The sequence below is a fragment of the Rhodomicrobium lacus genome (assembly GCF_003992725.1).
Lineage (GTDB): Bacteria > Pseudomonadota > Alphaproteobacteria > Rhizobiales > Rhodomicrobiaceae > Rhodomicrobium > Rhodomicrobium lacus.
The window spans coordinates 1,684,319-1,702,965 of the sequence record NZ_RZNF01000012.1; the positions used below are offsets into that span (position 1 = coordinate 1,684,319).

Genomic DNA, 18,647 nt, shown 5'->3' on the forward strand with positions numbered 1-18,647 from the left:
TCGCGGTCGAGATCTGCTATTGACCGCGTGCGCCCATGCACCTATGGTCCTCAAGCGCGCGCGGACGTTTTCCGCACGGCGCTTTTTGTCCTAAAGTGAGCCCATAGCTCAGCCGGTAGAGCATCTGACTTTTAATCAGAGGGTCGATGGTTCGAATCCATCTGGGCTCACCAACAAAATCAAATACATAGGTTCTGCGAACGGAACCTGCGCGAATGAAACGGCGAATGAAACGATCAGATTCGCCCTCAAAGAACGGCCGATCAAGCCGCCTCGCGCTTGCCTTCCGACAACGGAAAAGATGCGTTCGCGCTCATTCGAGCGAGGCCGACGATGACGCGCGGCTTGTTCGTCATGCGCTGCATCGCGATCATCTTGGCGATCAGCGTCGCGATCCTCTCAGCCGTCATGGTCTATCATGGCGGCGCAGCACGCGCAGGCGTCTCCCCGCTCGCCTCGATCGTCGTCGGCGGAGTCGGCGTGGCGATGGTTCTTTACTCCCTGACCGCGCTTTTTATGTCGCGTCAGGCGCGCAGGGAGGGACGCCGCGCCCTTAGCAGGGCGCTACTCTGCGGCCTCATCCTCTCCGAAGGCTACATCCTGTTCTATGAGGCTGCGTGGTGGAAGGCCAAGGTTATCATAGCTCAGGAACAATCCCGGTTTCAGAAGGCCGCCGCGCAGGCGATCGCCAAGGGCGAGATTGAGGTGATCGAAAACGCGCAGCGTGTGCTCGAAACACTGAAAAGCACGCGCGACAAGAGTGAAGTGCTGGCGGAGATCGATAAAGAGCTGGCGCGCAGCGTGAACCTTGGCAAAGGGATGCGCGAACCTCTCGCCAAGACAACGGCGGAATGCACGAGGACCGACGTGCCCGCGTATTCGCTATGCTCCACCGTTCTCTCTCTTCGCATGGAACTCGCCACAATTGAGAAGATCGAAAAGGCGAAATTTGTGATCGGCACCCGCGTCGCTGCGCCGGAGATGCCGATCCCTGCGAACGCGGGCGAGGCGCTAATAGCCGAAATGACGGGCGTAGACGAGAAGACCGTGGAGCATCTGTCCCTGATGATCGGACTGCTCGCTCTGGCGGCATTGCGAACCCTTTCCTTTGCGATCGCCTTCCACGGGCCTGAGAACGAGGCTATGAGCCCCTCTCACGCATCGTGCATCGTCTCTGGGGCACCCATCATGGCGTCCCTGCCTGTCGTCAATCCCGACGCGCTCCGGCTCGACACCGGGGAGACGAGCGAGTGGGGAAGCGGGACGAACGCAGAAGCATCGCCGTCCATGGGGAGCGTGAGCGGGGATGCTACCGTCACGCGGGACAGAAACGGTCCGCTCGTCGCTGTCACCGTGGAGAGTCCGAGCAGTGATCGCCCCTCAAAGGAGGCAACGCCAGCGGCACAAGGCGCGTGCGTAGCTGGCGTCTCGTCAGGGACGCAGGGAATTTCCCGCCGCGCGGTTCCAGCCGCCAAGGACGCGCCTGAGGGCGACTCTATCGCCGCCTTTTACCGGGAGAGGTGCACTCCCTCCCTCGGCTCTCGCGCATCAGCGCACTGCCTCTATGCGGCGTATAGGGTTTGGTGCAAGGCGCGCCAAATCGCGCCGGCATCAATGACTATGTTTGGCAGAAGTCTCCCCGCGTACGCGCGGCGGCTCAAAACGGGCGGTAGGATTGTGTATCTCGACATTGCGGTCCCCGATGCTCCGCTCCCCGCGTCTCCTGCCACCACGCCGACCGCACGGCCTATCGTGCCCATGCCTGCGCATCAGGGCGCTACAGACGCCCGCTACCGCACGGTATCGGCAAGCGCCGACGTTTTGACCGGGGCCATGGCAGGTGCAGGATGAGGGCCTACGCCGGGCCATAACAGGGGCCAGGCATGGGGCCAGTGAATCGATGGCGAGAATGCCCGTAAATATGGGGTTTCGGTCGGAATTCCTCCTGTAAACGGCCAATAACCGGGCCGGTCGCGGGGCCAACGTTTGGGCAGCGGCAGGGCCTGAAAGGGCCGAAGGACCTGAGAGCGCGGAAGTATGCGCTCAACAATTTTTCCACAGCCTCCCAAGGATTCCTCTTGAAAATCAGACGCCGCGAGCGGACCTTTTCATCAGCCTGCAATAAAAAGCCCCGCCTTTGAGAGGCGGGGCAAAACACGAGTGTCAGTCTGTACTGCGTCAAACCGGCCGATCTGCGAAATCGACCTCCCAAATTTCACCGAGAACAGGGTTGGCGTGACATGATGCTCTGCAAATCTAGGCATTTGATGCTCGATGCGCAAGTTCTGTTTCTCGGCTTTTCACCGAGAAACGAACCGAAATGCATGCGTCTGAAGCCGCGCCGATCGCGGCTGAGTCAGCCTACCCCACATTCGCGCAACACGCGCCCGATCTGAGGCGACTCGGCTGGGCCGTCCTGCCCGCCAAGGGCAAAAGCCCCCTCAAAGGCGGCTTCCCGACGATGCGGGCGGCTCCTGGAGCCTCGACCGTCGACGCTTGGGCGCGTGAAACGCCCGACGCAGATATCGTTTTCGTGGCCGGCCTGTGCTCGACAAGGCGAGGACGCAAGAGCATCGTTGTCGTCGATGCCGATGACGAGGACGCATGCGGCCAAGCCGTCGAGATTTTCGGCGAAACACCCGGCGTCGCGAAGACGCGGCGCGGTCGGCACTTCTTTTACGACGGACACGGTGTCGATCTGGGCGCCGTGTCTTCGCTGCGCGCACAGCGCTTTAATATCGATATGAAGCACGGCCGGAGCGGTGCTGCGATCGTCGCCGCCGCTCCCAGCCCGCACGAGAAGCAGCGGGATTTCCGCTACGCATGGGAGGGGTGCGATGCGAGCGTTCTCGGCGAACTGCCGCCGTTCCCGGTGGACAGGCTCAATCGCCTGCTTGAGCGCACGCAGGATGATCAGAGGAAGACGCGCCGCAGCGCTTTCAGGCAGGGATCACGTGGTCTCGGATTGAACGATTATCTGGTCAAAAATGCCTGGGCGTTCGATCCCGATCGCCCGCTCGACAATGCGCTTGAGCTTGCCCGTCAATTTAATGATGACCTGATTGAACGCGGCATGGAACCACTTGACGAGGCGGAACTGGTGACGCGAACTCAGGCAGTGGTACGTGATTTCGAGGCTGGCAAGATCGAGCGCCGGCACGGTCGACGCGCTTCGTGCACATCGGATGCAGCTGAAATTCGCTATTTCGCCACCCTCGACCATGGCGTCGATGCTCTCGCGCTCCTCCTCCTTCTTCGTTCCGAGCACGGGGCGCGATGTGCGCAAGGCGAGACGTTTCGCCTCTTGATCAAATCTATGGTGGACGCCCGCGTGATGGGAAGCTGGGCGGCTCGAAAATACCGCGAAGCGCGAGATCTCCTTCTTGCGGAGGAATTCATCCGAGAGGTGAAACTTGCAACAAAGGGCGCGCCAGCAGAGTACTCACTCGCCGAACGATCGTTCGTTCCGAGCCTGAAACGTTCAAACTGAACAGGGGGTGGAGCAAAATGCTCCACAATATGACTCTCATACTGCCCGCCCCCCTAGCAGAGGGGGAAATGAGGCGGTGACCCCAAAACGAATTTCGAAGCGCAACCGAAAGATAACGAGCAACTCGCGCGCAACTTTTGGTGGATGGATAATGCGTGAGCGACAATTCAGCTCTTACGCTTGCAAGAAAGGTTTCGGCCTCGTGGATTTTTGACGTCTTCCGGCATGAAAGCGTTGCCATCGCCGTCTTCGAAAAGTTCCTTCGGCGGTGTATTCGTGCATATCTCCGGCCAATATTCGAGCCAAATCCGTTCAATCCTTCCCTTCGGTGCGAGGATTGCAGGATCGCCATTTGAGCGAGCTGCCCTTAAAACATCCCGCCACTCGTATCTGACCGAGAAGGTGTTGATGAAAGAGACCGCACTCTCCTTCAGAGACATCTTGATAATCAGATGCTGTCCCGGCGGAGTGAAGCCGCGCTCAAGGGTGAGATTGCCGATCCGTAGCGCAACGTCGGCTGTGGTCAGAATCTGCGCGTCGACGCTATCGCCTGCCCTTCCAGTGTAATCGACGATAATCTGATGCTGATAGCGCCCTGCTTCCGAGTGCTCGATTGCGACCCCGTTTGTCGTATCTTCGGGATCACGGAGAAGCTCCGATATCGCAAGTGTCAAATCTTTCGCTTTGTCCTTTCGGTGATCGCTCACTTCTCCGAGCTTTCCCTTCAGGCTGGCAAACGCTTTTACGGTCACGATCGTCATCTCCCTGACAGTGATTTCAGGATGATTATCGCATCGTGTCCCAATGAGCGGGACGATTGCCAAAGCTCTATCGGGCGATAGACCTGCATCTTCCGCGACCCGAGCTATGTACAGGATGAGATTTCGAACATCCGGTGAGCCCGGTATAGCCTTGGCCGTGAGCGCCGAAACTTCGGCGCAGGTGCTCGAGTCGTTGAAGCGAGCTTCGGCCGTCGAAATGGAGAAGATGAGCGGGATACACGCGAGCAGCGGACGGGAACAGATACGCATGAACAACCCCTTGTGAATATCAGCATCACCAACCGATCAAGCGTAGCACAATTGTATTGTTAAGTCTGCGGTTGGTCGGAGTGCTAAAGCTCGAAACGCAAAAAGGGGCAGCCACCTTGCAGCCGCCCCTTCTCCCTCACTCCGGTCCGCTGGGAGACGGCAGCGCCGGGTATCGATGGGCCGCCCCGCCCCGCGAGTTCCCGCCAGCGTGGCAGGACGGCCCGCGCTGCGCATCCCGCGCGCGCATCTCGTCAGCGAACGGCGATCTTACCCGCTGCTGCATCACGGATCAGTGCCGCGCGCTTCTCGGCATCGGCCGACGCAATCTCAGTCTGCCACTCACGTCTCGACATGGTCCGCGCCGGTTTCGGCGCTCCCGGAGCGGCTGCCCGTGGCGGCTGGAAGATCCCAACAAGTTCGGGATCGCCCTTCAAATCGTGGATCAGCTCTGCGACCGTCATCGGCCCGTGCATCCCCCAGCGGGGCGCACCATCGGCACCGATGACGCGGATCACGTCGCGTCCATCTTCCTCGACGACGGCTACGCAGCCTTCCAGATGGGGCCGTAGAAGGCGTGTGTTCGCGCCGCCCGACGCATGCACGGCATCGCCGATCTCGCGGTCAATCATGAGGCGATGGGCCTGAGTTCGATATCTGTCGGCCGCATCTGCGGCCTTCCGCGCCTCGGCCTCTGCCGATCGCCGGGCGGCTCGTTCCCGGTGGAGCGCCGCCCATATGGCGGCTGTACCGCCATCTTCGCCGCCGTCGGCGGTGCTCACGTCTCGCTCATCGGCGGACGCCTCGACGTCATCACTCATTCGGTTCCCCCGCATCTCGTGCATGCCGCCCTGTCACAGATTGAAGCATGCGCGCGGCCATCACGGCCCTAAACCGAAAGATGTTACCTGATTCCTCGTAGTACTATCACGTATTGTTGCAAATAATTTTGCGTAGTATCGCCCGTCGATGCATGCATCGGGTGCCTTGCGGCCGGTCACAAAACGACGCCGCGAAAATATTTTTATTATTTAAAATCAATGGCTTACTCGCGCGTTTCGGCGGTCAATGTCCGATTTTGACACCGCCTTTCAAGGTGGCGTTTTGATTCATGTTATTCTGTATCAATGTTGATTAATTGGTGAAAATATGAACAAGACATCTTTTGCGTTGTGGCGTCGCTCAGTTGGTTACTCCCTTGATCAAGCCGCGCGCGCGCTTGGTCTTGCCCGCAGCACGGTGTGTCATTTACAACGCGGGTACGACGGCGATAGCCGCCCCGTGGTCCCGCGCGAGGACACACGGTTACTAATGCAGGCAATCGTCGATGGTGTCGAACTTCGTCCGTACCCTCTGGCACCCGCCGAGCTTGCCGTCATCCGCGAAGCCCGCGCCCGCCGCATCCGCGCTGGGCAGCGCAGGGACGAGGCCGCATGATGACCCCGCGACAGGAATTCCCGCGCGCGTGGGCGTCTTGGGTAGGCATGCGCCAGCGCTGCCGCGATCCCCGACACGTTGCCTATCATCGTTACGGCGGCCGTGGCATCAAGGTTGATGCTCGATGGGCAACGTTCGCGACGTTCCTCGCAGATATGGGTGAGCGCCCGATCGGCTTCACACTCGACCGCATAGATCCAGACGGCCCCTATTCCCCCGCAAACTGCCGGTGGGCGACCCCGCGCGAACAGGCGGCATCGCGTTCTCCAAACCGCCCCGCGCTCGCGCGTGCAGGGCGAAAGTCTGCCGCTTTGAGGCGGCTTCGCCGCGCCGCCGCGCATCCGTCAAATCCATTTCGTGACGAGGCTCAGCAGATGACCGATGAAAATACTATTATCGATCCGATGACCTGCATCAAGCGCCCCGCGCCGTCTGACGACGCCGTTGAGGAGGTCGCGTTCGCCATAGCGGAAGGCGCATGCGCGCTCGGCTTCGATGCGGGAATCCAGGCGTTCGCCGCATCATTCGCGGTATTCCTCGCGGCACACGACATTCGGGCCGGTTCACCCGCCGCTGAGCGGGCTATCGATATTGTGACGCGCGGGGCAATCGCCCTCATGCGCGGTTCCGAGGGCACAGCACCGGCTACGCGAGCGATCCAATGAGCGGCGCTTACGATGTTTCGGTCCATCTTCGGCTTGTCGACGCCCTCACGGGGCCGATGCACAACGCTCTTTTGTCCATGCAACGGTTCCAGCATACCGTGCACGGACTCGAGAGTAATTTCGCGGGCCTGCGTTCAGCCATCGCCGGAACCGTAGCGACGATGGCGGGCATGGCAACGTTCAAAGGACTTCTCGCCTTTGAGCAAGCCGCCGAAGGCTTGGCGCATGCTGAGAATGCGCTCGCCGCCGCGCTTCCCCTCGCGCATCGCGGGATGGATATGCAGATCGCGCGCACGACTGCCTACGCCGAGGCAGGGCGCAATCTTCAAACTTCTTTGTCAGGAAACATTGAGGCCCTGCACGACCTTTACGGCGTAGTCCAGGATATGGGCCATGCCGCTGATCTTCTTCCAGTTTTCAACAAGCTCCGCACGGCTCTCAGCTTCACGTCGGACGAAACCAAAGGGTTCGCCGGGGATTCGAGGCAGCTCGCTAACGTGGCGCGTGCCTTCGAAATGGCGGGCCGGACGACACCCGAGGCAATCGAAGCGATTTCCCATTCGTATATCAAATCCATTATAGCGCTTCGCGGCCGCGTGACGGGCGGAGATTTTCTACAGGCGGTTTCCGGTGCTGGCGCTGCGCGGTACGGCTGGACGGACGGTTTTATGACGGAAGTCCTCCCCGGCCTCGCAAATATTATGAAGGGGAGGACAAATGCGGGCATTGGCCTCTACCATCTGTCCAACAACCTCTGGGGCGGAGTTTCGTCCAGCTACGCACAGGCAAAACTACAAGAACGTTGGGGCCTGCACGATGAGAAGGACGAGGTACGAGACCCCAAAACGGGAAAATTCCAAGGTTTTCGCGTCGGCTCCGTCTGGGGTGCGGATGTTCTGGCAAAGAATCCGTTGGATTGGGCAAATGCTTATATCGAGCGGCTCAGGGGTATGGGCGTCGACACTGGCAGCATGGACGTTATGCGCGGCGTAGTCGCTGAGGTCGCACGCGGAAACAAGGCTTTACAGGCGATCCTCGACGAGTTGATTCTGCCCGCCACGAATCGTCAAATGAACAAGGAAAGGGCGAACATCCGCGGCGTCGAAGATCCCAACCTGCTATCGACGGATGATCCGAAAGTCTGGTGGCAGGCGCTCGAACAGCAATGGAAATCGTTCAAAGAGGCGATTGGCAATGCTTACGTGTCCGACTTCGTCCATAATTTCCTGAAACCTCTGACTTTTGCTATCCGAGATTTGCAGCAATGGGCAATCGCCAACCCTGAAACCGTGCGAAATCTTGCGCGAGCCTTTGCGGCACTCGGCGCCGCGCTCGTCTTCATCGGTAGCACGGCCATTATCGCCGGAATCGCGTCGATGCTGGCGGGCTTCGGTGGTATCGCCTTCGCGATCTCTGGCGCCGCATCGGCGATCATCGGCCTCACGGTCGCCATCGCTCTAAATTGGTCCCGCTTGCGGGAATGGGCGGCGGGGATGTCAGGGCTCGCCAAGGCCGGTAGCCTCATCCTCCTCATGAGCGCGATCGCCAACATGCGCACGCTCATCGCCGGTGTTTCAGCCTTGCTCATGGCGAACCCATGGCTCGCTCTTGCGACCGGCCTCGCCGTGGTCGCGGTCACTGTTTACCGGCACTGGGACGACATCGTCGCTCGCACGACCAGGGCTGTCGATGAAATTTCCGAGGCCCTGAAACCTCTGCGGGAGAGGTTCTTGGAGGCGATGAAGCCGATCGATGCAGCTATGCAGCGGGCAGGCGATTGGCTCGGGCGCCAACTCGGAGGGGAGGAAACTCGTTTTTCGCCGGAGGAAATCCGCGCGTGGAATCCAGGGTACATCCCGCCGGACGATCATCCGTTTTCCGAAATGATCAAGCAGATGCGCGAGCGTCGGCGGATTGAAAAGGAGGCAGCAGCTCGGCTTCGATCGACGGCCGTGCCGTCGTCTTCGGTACAGGCTCCCGAACCGCAGCGGCGGTCACCGTCTACCGCGCCTTCGTCGCCTCCGGTGCAATCAAAGCCCCGCGCAACTTCGATTCCGGAGCGAGTGCTGGGCGCCGCGCAGATCGTCAACCACAACGAGAAAACTGTTAACGCGCCGATTTCCATCTCGCAGACGTTCAACATCACTCAAACGCCGGCGACGACGAGCGCGATCGCGGGGGCAGTGCGGGCATCCGGGCAAGACCTCGGCGCGCAGCTTCGCGGTTCTCTCTCCGATACGCCTCAATGAGACGCAATGGCACGCAAGACGAAGAAGAGTGACGGGCCTCGTCGATCGGCTCGCGGCCTCAGCGCGAGAGCGGCGGCGTTCGTGCGGGAATACCTGATTGACCTGAACGGCACGGCGGCTGCCGTTCGGGCCGGGTACGCTGAGAGATCGGCGCGCTCGACTGCCACCGCGCTTTTGAAAACGCCCGCTGTAGCGGCTGCCATCGAGGCGGCTCAGCAAGAGCGCGCTCGGCGCGCTGACGTGTCAGCTGATCGAGTGATCGAGGAATTGGGGCGGCTTGCCTTCGCCAATATACGGGATTTCATCCGAGTGGATGCGAAAGGTCAGCCCGAGATAAACCTCGCCGCGATCGCGGATAATCGCGACCTGTTTGCATCGGTGGCTAGCTTCGACGTGATCGACATCGAATCGGGCCGGCGCGTCGGGCGCACAACGAAAATCCGGTTTCACGATAAACAGGCCGCGCTGACCACGCTTCTGAAACACCTCGGCGGCCTACCGACTCAGGTTAATCATAGTGGCCGCGTTGCGGTCTATGACCCTACGTCAGATGCAGACCGCTTTCGCTCTGAACTCGCGGCGCGGCTTGACCGGATCGCAGCATCGCTCCCGCGCGACGATGGGGCAGCCGATTCATGACAATTCCTAACATGGAAAACGGCTCGACGCCGCTCGACGAGGGTGAACACTTGCTCTGGTTCTCCAGCGAAGCAGGACACATCGAGACGCATGTTGGCCCGAACCGCTCAAGCGAATCTTCTCAGAAGGCTATTCACAGCCTATCCGCCGCGTGCCGTGCCCTTCAATACGAGCCGAATGAAAGCGAACATCCGCGTGAAAAGGTAGTCGATTTGATCCGTGGAAATCAGAGCTTCCTGCGTCACTTCGAAATGTCGTATCCGAAATCTGTTGCCAATTTCCGTCAGTTCGGCCGCATCGTGCGCGAGCGCTTGTCGGAACGCCGATCCGGGGGCGGCAACACGATTCAATAATGCGTCCGCTTGAAGGCGCTTATTGGAGCCCGGCTCAAGGGTTTTCACACGTTCAAACGCATCCCAAAGCTTTTCCAGCGCATCCTGACGGTCTTCCCGCTTAGGTAGAACAATTTTTCGCCGAGCGGTCTCAAGGAGCCGATCAGTTTCGGCATCGCCAGTTTGGAAGAGCGCCCGGCCGATAGCGTCGGCCAATGGCGCCGGGAGAACACGTCGAACTTCACCAATAGAGGAGAGTTCGAAAGCCAGCGCGTTGCGCCTGAACAGCACATTCACATCAGCGACGAAGCGCGTGAGGCCGTCTGCTTGATTCCAGCTCAGGTGGTGATGTCGGAAATATGAATGATACGCTCCCTGAATCGGCTCGCCCACAGCTTTTGCGCAAAACTCAAGAAGGTCGAGAATTACCGGGGTTTCTGGAACCTTGGTCACCGATAGGGGCCACTCAACCCATGGAACCTCGGCCGCCAATACTCTCTGGAATGACTCCTCATCGCACCCACACGGACCGTTTCCATCAGGGCATTGTTCGGGAAACCGATGCCCAAATGACCCATCGCCAATGCGAGTTTGAATCAAGCTGTAAAGCCCTCCCCATACCCGCTCATTGATCATGTCAACCGACGGGGAAGGCATCCCGTATTCGCGATCTGTGTAATAGGTGGTCACCTAGCCGTGCATCCCTTCTACGTATGTCCCTTAATTGACAGCCCACTCTATTCCCAACAAACGTGCTGGTCGCGCCGTTCTTCCCATCGCTTGGGATGGGGACGGCTATGCTTTTGACATGAAAAAGTTTTAGAGGTAATTAATAAGTTACGTCAACACTTGGTTGACAATCGTAAATTCGAAAAAATGCTAAAACCCTTGGCACCGGCGCAGTCGATCAAAAAAGGTGGATATCTATGAATGAGAAGCAAAAAAGTCCGCTGACCATCACGGCGATTCGTATTGTGGAGAGGTGCGTCGCTGGCGCTTTGGCCGTTGTCGGGGCGAGCACGATAAGCTCGGAAGCTGATGCGAAAACGGTCGTGCCGACTTCCGAACCAACCCCCATTATCGGTTCAAAACTGATCGCTGAGGCGCCTTCCGCCGAAGGGGCAATCTTGTTGAACCTCGTTCATCGTGATCCTGCGACGGGTGAGCTGGTCGCAGACCACTACTCCCATGCGTCGCATTCGTCCCATGCCTCTCATCACTCGCATTACTCGTCGCGTTGATGAACGGGAGTTTTCCCAAGGGTACGGCGGTCGAGTTCGACGAGCGGGGCTGCGTTTCAACCATAGTTCTCGATCCCCGCTTATACTCCGAGGGTGTGGCTCTCAAAGCTGCGTACTGGTTGACCGACAGATGCCATGTACATCTTCGACGCAATGCCGAAGGGCATCTGCTTGCAGACATACGCCTCAAGGATGGCGGCGCAGGTCTGGAGTTGACAGCGGCCTGCGGTGACTACTGCAACGCACTCGTTGACTTTGCCCTTCGGGAGCGGGTGGCCGCGGATACGCAAGCAATCCAGGAGGCGTTATTGCAGCGGGCTTTCCTTCAAGCGCTGCCGAGGGCGACAGGTGGCTAATACGCATTTCTTTGGGCCTGACACCTTCGCCTCCCCAGAGCAGTATCTGCCGATGCCGTTTCGCTTTGAACGGCTTGACGGCAACAGAGTTCTGCTGACCAACTCATCGGGCGAGTACGCTATCCTTTCCCGACCAATTTTCGATGACTTCGTTTCCGGCCGATTGCCCGCCGGATCTGGGGAGTGCCTCGAATTGAAGTCTCGATCGTTTCTTATGCACGGTGCTGATCCGGCAACGCTCCGCGCGGTTGCGTCGCAATGGCGAACAAAGAAAGCTTTTCTCGAAAGCGGTCCGAAACTTCACATCTTTGTCCCGACCCTTAGGTGCAATCAGGGCTGCGGATACTGTCAGGTTTCGCGGGCGGAAGCGAAGACGGCAGGCGTTGATATGCCCTTCGAGAAAGCCCGTTCCGCCATCGATCTGATGCTTTCTGCGCCGGCATCTTCAATGACTATGGAATTCCAGGGTGGGGAACCATTGCTCGCCTTCGATCTTGTGCGCCGAATGGTCGAAACGGCTGCCGAGCGGTCGAGCCTTGCAGGGAAGACCCTCAGCTACGTGATTTGTACGAACCTCACCTTGCTAACAGAGCAGCACATCGATTTCTTCCGGAAATTCAATGTCTGCATCTCCACGTCACTAGACGGCCCTTCCGATCTCCACGACCGCAACCGCCCCTTTTCAGGTGCCTCTTCCCACGCTGTCGTCGTTGAAAATATACGTCGATGCCATGACGACTTAGGACCGGGAAGCGTGTCGGCGCTTATGACCGCCACGCGCAACAGCCTCGGGCGAGCAGAGGAAATCATCGACGAGTATGTCAGACACGGATTGACGTCAATTTTCCTCCGTGAGTTGAACCCTTACGGCTTTGCGAGCAAATCGGGCAAGGCCATCGGATACAGCACAGATGATTTTGTCGCTTTTTACAAGCAATCACTTCGGTACGTACTAGACCTGAATCGCAGTGGTGTGAGGATGATCGAGGCGTACGCTGCAATTCTCCTTCGAAAAATACTGACACCGTTCGGTGTTGGTTTTGTGGATCTACAGTCGCCCACGGGAGAAGGATTTGGAGTCGTTCTTTATAACTACGACGGCGACGTTTATGCTTCCGACGAAGCCCGAATGCTAGCTGAAATGGGTGACAAGACATTTCGCCTCGGCTCTGTTTCTGATTCATGGATATCCATCATGACCGGGCCGACGATGCAGTCACTTGCCGCAGCAGGGGTGGCGGAATCCCTTCCGGGATGCTCTGACTGCGCCTTCGTACCCTATTGTGGCGCCGATCCAATCCGTCACTATCGAACGCAAGGCGACATTGTGGGACATCGACCGACCAGCACTTTTTGTCATAAACAGAAAGAGATTTTCAGAACCTTGTTCGATCTGCTTGATGCCGCCGACGAGGAGACGATGAGCATCCTGTTGGGATGGCTCAATCTCAGACGCTCCTGCGTATCGAGTCCATCATGACCGTGCCGATGGTGGCTCAAGGTCGGTTCACCACTCAGTTTCCTTTGGTAATTGGGCGCGTCTCTGACGTGCCGGGGGTCAGCGCGCCAAGCGAAACTGTGCTGGTTTGTCGGCACGGGCTTCTGTCCGGGGTGGATACCGCAAGCTTCGCGGCCGTCCTTGTTGAAGGCAGTGATCCGAAAGGACCCCGCCTCGGGGGCTACTCCGATTTATCACATCTGAACGCCGGTGACATCGTACTGGTCGATGGGCGCAACGGTCGAACCCGTACTCTTTATCGCAAGGCGTCTTCTCACAATGCCCTTTTTGTCACAGAGCGTTGTAACAGCAATTGCCTCATGTGTTCGCAGCCACCTCGCGACGTGGATATGCTAGCCAACTGCCTGCGTGTCATCGAGCTGCTTGAAACTGCACCTCCCGTTCGCCTGGGGATCACCGGCGGAGAGCCGACGTTGTTGGCTGACGGCTTCCTAAATATCGTTGACCGGCTGGCGAAGGCATTGCCAGACACTACGATCACGGCATTAAGTAATGGGCGAACCTTTTCGGATGCTGCGTTCGTGGAAAAACTTCGCGCGATTGGACATCCCCGACTTCGCTTTAGCATTCCATTCCATTCCGACGTCCCAGACGTTCACGATTACATTTCTCAGGCACCAGGCGCGTTCCGAGAGACGCTGGCTGGGCTTTACAATCTTGAGGCTGCCGGTATCGAGGTAGAGCTTCGCGTGGTCATGCACGCCCAGAGTGTGCCGCGCCTTCCACAGCTTTCTGAATTCATCTGGCGGAAACTCCCCTTCGTGGCTCAAGTGGCGTTCATGGGGCTTGAGCAGATGGGGTACGTCAAAAAAAACTGGCACCTGTTATGGGTCGATCCAATCGACTACTCTGAAACCCTTCGCGTCGCTGCAAAGCATCTTGTCGATCGCGGTATCACAGTATCGATTTACAATCTTCCCCTCTGCATCGTGCAACCTGAACTCAGACCGTTGGCACGTCAGAGCATTTCGGATCACAAACACACCTTTGTGGAGGAATGCGCAGGCTGCAAAAGTCGGAACGATTGTGCCGGTTTTTTCATCTCCGACATAGCCCGACCAAGCAGAGCGATTTCGGCGATCATATGACAGGCTTTGCACGGTGGCAGCACGCCCTCTCGCAGTCCGTTTCGAGTGTCCGATAGGCTTCGAAGCCGCGTCTTTCCGAACTTGCGATAATGACGCTTTACGCAAGTCGGGTTAACCCGCGACGCGTCCCTGAAAAGCTGCCTTCAGGCAGCTAGCTTCAATCCGAAATAGACGACGCGGCCCGACTGCGTAGATTTGATAGCTCCAAGCTTCTTTGCTCGCGCGCTCAACGTCTGCCAAAAGCCGAGTGCTTTTACAGGCATTAGGTCACGCGCGGCGCACTCGGCTTCATAGGCTGCATAAACGTCTTTTGCCCTCAGCTCTCGTCCTTTAGCAGCCTTCAGGCCCTTTTCGATGAACATCGTTGGCGCGAGGATCGGCTTTTCAGAGATCTTGATATCCTTAACCTGTGCAATGTACGTCGGATTCGAAACTTGAGAATGATTTGCGTAGGTGTTCCACGTCGGATGATATTCTTCCGATTCAATGCCGAAGCATTGCCAATTATCGCGTTTGCCACGCGCGAACAACTCGGCATAGGGCCAAGCCGAGCATGCCTCAATTACAGGATACAACTCATCTGGCTTCCTTGAGTGCTCCCGCTTTTGGGTGGCTAAGTAGTTGACCTGCCTGCGACCTGGTTCAAGTGTGCGTGCGTGCTTGCCGCGCACACCAAACAAAACGAGTTCTGTCACATTTCGGAAATAAAAGCCGACGCCGCGGCCATCAGAGCCGCCGTCCTTGCGTATCTTGTGCCAGACAATGTTGCTCTTGTAGGTGAACCCCCACGCTTGCATGACCGCAAGCCCGTCCGGCAGAAGCGCATTCGGTACCCAAAGATAAAGGTGTGCGGTTTCGTTGGCGATGTCGCTGACGGGCAACGCCATAATTTCTTTCAACGACATTGTCTCGTAGCGGTTGAGACGACGATGTTCCGGCGCCACCTTGCCGGTGCTGTTCTGAAACCGCCATGGCGGATCAGCCAAGATTGTTGTGAACTTCCTTCCCTCAGCCCAGTGGACCAGATCGTCACTCGCTGTCACTCTCGTCCCCTTCTGTAACGGTCTGCTCGATTATGGGAGCGGTGCCATTTTTTGGTTTATTTTACCAGGTGATTTTAAGGACGAAATTTTGACAAAAGCCGCTCTCGTGCCTTTCAAATATGCAGGCACGCACCTACTCTGGGGAACGCAGCCCGAGCTGCACATTGTGGTTCCTTCGGCCTTCTTGCAAGTTTAAAGCAAAACCGGCAGAGTGCTAAGGTCTGGGTCTAGGTGAGGGGCCGGGAGTCAACCGAGAGTGGAAAATTGGCGACCAGGAAGTTTTACAAAGAATTTTTCATGGGGCAGCGAACAAGGATTTGCAAAGCTCCACGAAAGCATTCGCCTCGGCTTCGATTCGAAACTTGAAGATGTCACTCGTGATGCATTTCGTAAACGCTTGGCGGGGTTCGCCTCCGAATACATACCTATCAATTTTTTCCTTTTCAATCGTCCTCGAAATGGCACCGACTACATTATGGTCGACGAACTGGTATTTCAGGCGATTACCGCGAAGCACTCTCAACGGTTCGACAAGCTCGCACTTTTCGCATTCAATTTCTCATATGTAGGAATTTTCAAGGGCGCACAATCGTTTCAGCGTCGTCCAGCCCTCTGGGCTACAGCTTATGTGAAAGAGCGGCTGGCGCGACAATACGATTGGGACGCGGAAAGGGTGAGTGCTGATGACATTGAAGAGTTTCTATTGTCTGAGCCGCGGTACGTCGCGCAAACGGCACGCAAAGTTGCAACAAATTTAGCACATTTATACAAAATCGGACGCGTCGCAGATCTCAGGGGCGATCGTATTGATCGCTGGTGGGTCGATGCGCTTTTTCTTGCGCTTGACCGTTTGATAGAAGATCAGCGTCTAGAAGGTGAATCCCTGCCTGAGTCGGAATATGCTGACTTTCTTATGCGGTCAGATTTCTCAGCCGTTTCAGGCAGGCGCAGCACTGAAAAAGACCTCGCGATCAAGCATCTGGTCAGGCTGTATACTGCTTGTGGTGGTCCTAACCGATTTTCGGATGAGGCTGTGGAAGCAAGAACGAAGATTTTAATCCGCGATATCGAGAACTGGGTTGCCCCAAACGATCCTGCTCCAAAAGGAGCCGTCCACCCGACAAACTCGAAAATACTAAAAAGTATTCCGCCAGCTTGCGCGATGCTCGCGATTTACGCCGGGTTTCAGGTAATCTCTAGCATAGATCTAGACGAATTCGACGCCGATAAGTTCATTCGTGAACATACGCGCGAAGCGCTGGAGCGTCTAAAGCAAGAAGGCATTGAGCCGACGATGTCTGCCGAAGAGCTGTTAAAATTGACGAGGGGCGAATGACAACCTTCTTCGACACGAGTGCACTGATCGCGTTGGTTAAGGATACAGAAAAACATCACAATTGGTCCCGCGATCAATTTGTACTTGGAAAAAAGCGCGGCCCAATCGTCATAAGTCCGATTGTATTTGCAGAGTATTGCGCCGGCATGGCTTCTCTTCGGGATGTCCAACTTTCGTTGCAATCGCTTGGCATAGAAACAATTACAGACGCCCACTCCGCTCTCTTTCGTGCCAGTCGCGCTTATCTTCTTTATAAAAGCAACAAAGGTCCGAAACTTTCTTTGCTGCCTGATTTTCTCATCGGAGCAGCCGCCGAAACGCTTGGTCACCCGTTAGTCACGACAAACGCGCGTGATTTCAAAGGATATTTTCAGAGGCTTCAGCTTATTCATCCGCAAGATCGTGCCGTGGCGTAAACATTTCGTCTCTCTTTTCCTGAACGAGAGTGTTCTTCAACTGTTTCGCGAAGCGCTCAATCGTCACTAACCAATGATCGCGTCGAGCGCACTCGCGACCGATCCGGCGAAGTTGTTGCGGTTGTCGTCATAACGGCGAACCGTTTCGAGTGAGGCGTGGCGCGAGAAATCTTTCACCTTCCGAAAGTCGCCGTTGAAAGCGTCGAGCGCAGCGGTGATCGCGGTATGCCGCAAGCCGTGAGGGCGGGCCTTGACACCCGCCTCTTCCGCGATCTGCACCGAAATGATCTGGCGAATACCTTCGCCCGTGAGGCGATGGCCGCGTGCAGCATTCGTCAGCGCGATGAAGAGCGGGTCGGCGGAATCTTCCGTGCCGCGCAGCGCGAGCCACGCAGCAAGAGCTGCACGCACGTTTGCAGGGATTGTCAACGTCTCGCGCTCTGTCCGGCCTTTTCCCTTGATGGAGATAGAGCTACCGGCAAGATCGACATGCCCGATATTCATCTCGGCGATCTCGCCACGGCGAAGGCCAAGCGCAGTGGCGAGGCGAAGGATCGCGACATCGCGGGCAGCCTTCTGGGGCTTCTCCTGCGCCGCCGCGACGTCAATCATCGACCGCACCGCGCGCATGCCGGGACCGCGCGTATCGCGGTAGGCACAGCTCTTCACGCCCTTGGCCTCAAGGCGCAGCGCTGTGAGACCATAGCGGCGCGCAGCTTCCACGAAACTGTTCAAGGCTGCCATCGAGCGGTTCACGGACGCGGGCGAAAGTTTGCGTGCGATCTTGTCCGCGCGCCAAGCGTCGGCAGCGGCGTGAGCTTGTCCGTCCGAAAGAGCGAGGAACTGCGCTACTGCCGCGCCCGCATCGGCGTGTCCCGCGAACTCCGCGAACGCCTGGATTTCGCGACGATATGCTCGACGCGTGTTTTCGCTCGTGAAGCCGGAGAGCCAAAGCGCGATCGCATCGCGAACCTTCTCCGCAGGCTGCGCCAGGATGAGCGAGCGAGCTGGTTGGCCGAACGTCGGGACATCGATGAGGGCGGGAACGAAATTCATGGTACTTACTCCTTGCTTGCCTCATTAATGTAACTGTATCGGTTACGAGGAGCAAGGATAATCGCAATATATATTTTATTTTTATCAAAAATTAGGTTACAGTGCTTGCATGGTACACATGACACCCGATGAATTCGAGGCGATTTGTCAGCGGCTCGGGCTTTCACGCCGAGAGTTCGGACGCCGCTTCGGCACAGGCCCGAATCAGGCACAGAGATACGCGGACGGCTCCGCTCGCATCCCAGGTCCGACCGCGATCCTCATGCGCATTTTGGATCGTCTGCCGGAGCTGATGCCCGAAGCGCCGACACCGACGCAAAAGCGTGGGCGGAAACCAAGTAGACTCGACACGGAATAAGAGAGGCGGGCATGAGCTTCGATGAAACGGCGGTCTCGCATGGCGGGGAGGTGCTGACCTTTCTCGCGATCGGCGCGGCGGTTGGTGTTGCGATAGGCATCGCCAAACGCCTGGCCGAAGGTCGCGCGCCAGAGACGTGGAACGTCGGGAAGGTTATCGAGCGCATCTTGCTCCTCTGCTGCATCGGCGCGCTGATCTGGCTTCTCGTGATCGGGCAATATGTGTTAGCGGCGGGCCTTATTCTCCTTCTTGCCTCGATCTCGCTCAAGCTCTGGTTCGCCGATCGACTGCCTCTTGACTGGCCTGATTGGCTGGTGCTCCTGATCGCGAGCATTCCCGTGTGGATTTTTTTGCTCGCCCTGCCATACCTCACAAGATGACGCGGCGATAACAC

At 57.6% G+C, this 18,647-nt stretch carries 19 protein-coding genes and 1 tRNA gene; 15 read left to right on the forward strand and 5 right to left on the reverse strand.

From position 1 onward, the window contains the following. Positions 1-97: 97 nt before the first annotated feature. The 3 genes from EK416_RS17125 (at position 98) to EK416_RS17135 (ending at position 3,490) form a co-directional block, all read left to right on the forward strand. Positions 98-173 (forward strand) — tRNA-Lys (locus EK416_RS17125). Between the two features lie 160 nt (positions 174-333). Continuing rightward, on the forward strand, positions 334-1,851 hold the full coding sequence (locus tag EK416_RS17130; RefSeq protein ID WP_127079645.1) for a primase-like DNA-binding domain-containing protein: 1,518 nt from the start codon (positions 334-336) through the stop codon (positions 1,849-1,851). Positions 1,852-2,320: 469 nt separating this feature from the next. Continuing rightward, positions 2,321-3,490: a bifunctional DNA primase/polymerase gene (locus EK416_RS17135; RefSeq protein ID WP_127079647.1), complete on the forward strand. Its 1,170-nt coding sequence runs from the start codon at positions 2,321-2,323 to the stop codon at positions 3,488-3,490. A gap of 167 nt (positions 3,491-3,657) precedes the next feature. Here the strand turns inward: EK416_RS17135 and EK416_RS17140 are convergent, their stop codons facing one another. Both EK416_RS17140 and EK416_RS17145 read right to left on the reverse strand, forming a co-directional pair. Further along, entirely contained in the window at positions 3,658-4,521 is an 864-nt protein-coding gene (locus EK416_RS17140; RefSeq protein ID WP_127079649.1) for a hypothetical protein, read from the reverse strand. Between the two features lie 251 nt (positions 4,522-4,772). Continuing rightward, positions 4,773-5,339 (reverse strand): hypothetical protein, encoded by a 567-nt coding sequence (locus tag EK416_RS17145; protein WP_127079651.1) that lies wholly within the window; start codon positions 5,337-5,339, stop codon positions 4,773-4,775. Positions 5,340-5,829: 490 nt separating this feature from the next. Between EK416_RS17145 and EK416_RS18145 the strand changes: the two genes are divergently transcribed. The 4 genes from EK416_RS18145 to EK416_RS17160 all read left to right on the forward strand — a co-directional run bounded on the left by EK416_RS18145 (position 5,830) and on the right by EK416_RS17160 (position 9,508). Beyond that, positions 5,830-5,955, forward strand: a complete 126-nt coding sequence (locus EK416_RS18145) for a hypothetical protein (protein WP_281023892.1) — start codon at positions 5,830-5,832, stop codon at positions 5,953-5,955. A 374-nt stretch (positions 5,956-6,329) separates the two neighbouring features. Continuing rightward, positions 6,330-6,620, forward strand: a complete 291-nt coding sequence (locus EK416_RS17150; protein ID WP_127079653.1) for a hypothetical protein — start codon at positions 6,330-6,332, stop codon at positions 6,618-6,620. Further along, positions 6,617-8,869, forward strand: a complete 2,253-nt coding sequence (locus EK416_RS17155) for a phage tail tape measure protein (protein ID WP_127079655.1) — start codon at positions 6,617-6,619, stop codon at positions 8,867-8,869. Before EK416_RS17150 ends, EK416_RS17155 begins: the two co-directional genes overlap by 4 nt. A 6-nt stretch (positions 8,870-8,875) precedes the next feature. Further along, positions 8,876-9,508, forward strand: coding sequence for a terminase small subunit (locus tag EK416_RS17160; RefSeq protein WP_127079657.1), 633 nt, complete (start codon positions 8,876-8,878; stop codon positions 9,506-9,508). A gap of 140 nt (positions 9,509-9,648) precedes the next feature. On the opposite strand, the gene EK416_RS17165 is transcribed toward EK416_RS17160, so the two are convergent. Further along, the gene (locus EK416_RS17165) at positions 9,649-10,530 is read right to left on the reverse strand and encodes a hypothetical protein (RefSeq protein ID WP_127079659.1); all 882 of its coding nucleotides are present in this window, start codon (positions 10,528-10,530) and stop codon (positions 9,649-9,651) included. A 236-nt stretch (positions 10,531-10,766) separates the two neighbouring features. On the opposite strand from EK416_RS17165, the gene EK416_RS17170 reads away from it, so the two are divergent. From EK416_RS17170 to hxsC, 4 genes are read left to right on the forward strand one after another with little or no spacing between them, the layout of a single operon-like run. Next, on the forward strand, positions 10,767-11,081 hold the full coding sequence (locus EK416_RS17170) for a hypothetical protein (RefSeq protein ID WP_127079661.1): 315 nt from the start codon (positions 10,767-10,769) through the stop codon (positions 11,079-11,081). Further along, entirely contained in the window at positions 11,081-11,437 is a 357-nt protein-coding gene (hxsD, locus tag EK416_RS18265; protein WP_127079663.1) for a His-Xaa-Ser system protein HxsD, read from the forward strand. The genes EK416_RS17170 and hxsD overlap by 1 nt, the downstream gene beginning before the upstream one ends. Further along, positions 11,430-12,917 (forward strand): His-Xaa-Ser system radical SAM maturase HxsB, encoded by a 1,488-nt coding sequence (gene hxsB / locus EK416_RS17180; protein ID WP_127079666.1) that lies wholly within the window; start codon positions 11,430-11,432, stop codon positions 12,915-12,917. The genes hxsD and hxsB overlap by 8 nt, the downstream gene beginning before the upstream one ends. Further along, positions 12,914-14,044 (forward strand): His-Xaa-Ser system radical SAM maturase HxsC, encoded by a 1,131-nt coding sequence (hxsC, locus tag EK416_RS17185; RefSeq protein WP_164730082.1) that lies wholly within the window; start codon positions 12,914-12,916, stop codon positions 14,042-14,044. Before hxsB ends, hxsC begins: the two co-directional genes overlap by 4 nt. Positions 14,045-14,187: 143 nt before the next feature. Here hxsC and EK416_RS17190 read toward each other — a convergent pair whose 3' ends face one another. Further along, on the reverse strand, positions 14,188-15,087 hold the full coding sequence (locus EK416_RS17190; RefSeq protein ID WP_127079669.1) for an MT-A70 family methyltransferase: 900 nt from the start codon (positions 15,085-15,087) through the stop codon (positions 14,188-14,190). Between the two features lie 256 nt (positions 15,088-15,343). On the opposite strand from EK416_RS17190, the gene EK416_RS17195 reads away from it, so the two are divergent. Together EK416_RS17195 and EK416_RS17200 are read left to right on the forward strand one after the other, a co-directional pair. Further along, complete coding sequence (locus EK416_RS17195; protein WP_127079671.1) at positions 15,344-16,423, forward strand: hypothetical protein; 1,080 nt, start codon at positions 15,344-15,346, stop codon at positions 16,421-16,423. Continuing rightward, positions 16,420-16,839 (forward strand): type II toxin-antitoxin system VapC family toxin, encoded by a 420-nt coding sequence (locus EK416_RS17200; protein ID WP_127079673.1) that lies wholly within the window; start codon positions 16,420-16,422, stop codon positions 16,837-16,839. The genes EK416_RS17195 and EK416_RS17200 overlap by 4 nt, the downstream gene beginning before the upstream one ends. A 66-nt stretch (positions 16,840-16,905) precedes the next feature. On the opposite strand, the gene EK416_RS17205 is transcribed toward EK416_RS17200, so the two are convergent. Continuing rightward, positions 16,906-17,895, reverse strand: coding sequence for a tyrosine-type recombinase/integrase (locus EK416_RS17205; RefSeq protein ID WP_127079675.1), 990 nt, complete (start codon positions 17,893-17,895; stop codon positions 16,906-16,908). A gap of 118 nt (positions 17,896-18,013) precedes the next feature. Here EK416_RS17205 and EK416_RS18270 point away from each other — a divergent pair, with 118 nt between their 5' ends. Further along, the gene (locus tag EK416_RS18270; protein ID WP_164730083.1) at positions 18,014-18,253 is read left to right on the forward strand and encodes a type II toxin-antitoxin system MqsA family antitoxin; all 240 of its coding nucleotides are present in this window, start codon (positions 18,014-18,016) and stop codon (positions 18,251-18,253) included. A gap of 11 nt (positions 18,254-18,264) precedes the next feature. Further along, a complete protein-coding gene (locus EK416_RS17215; RefSeq protein ID WP_127079679.1) occupies positions 18,265-18,633 on the forward strand; it encodes a hypothetical protein in 369 nt (122 codons plus the stop codon). The last annotated feature ends 14 nt before the right edge of the window (positions 18,634-18,647 follow it).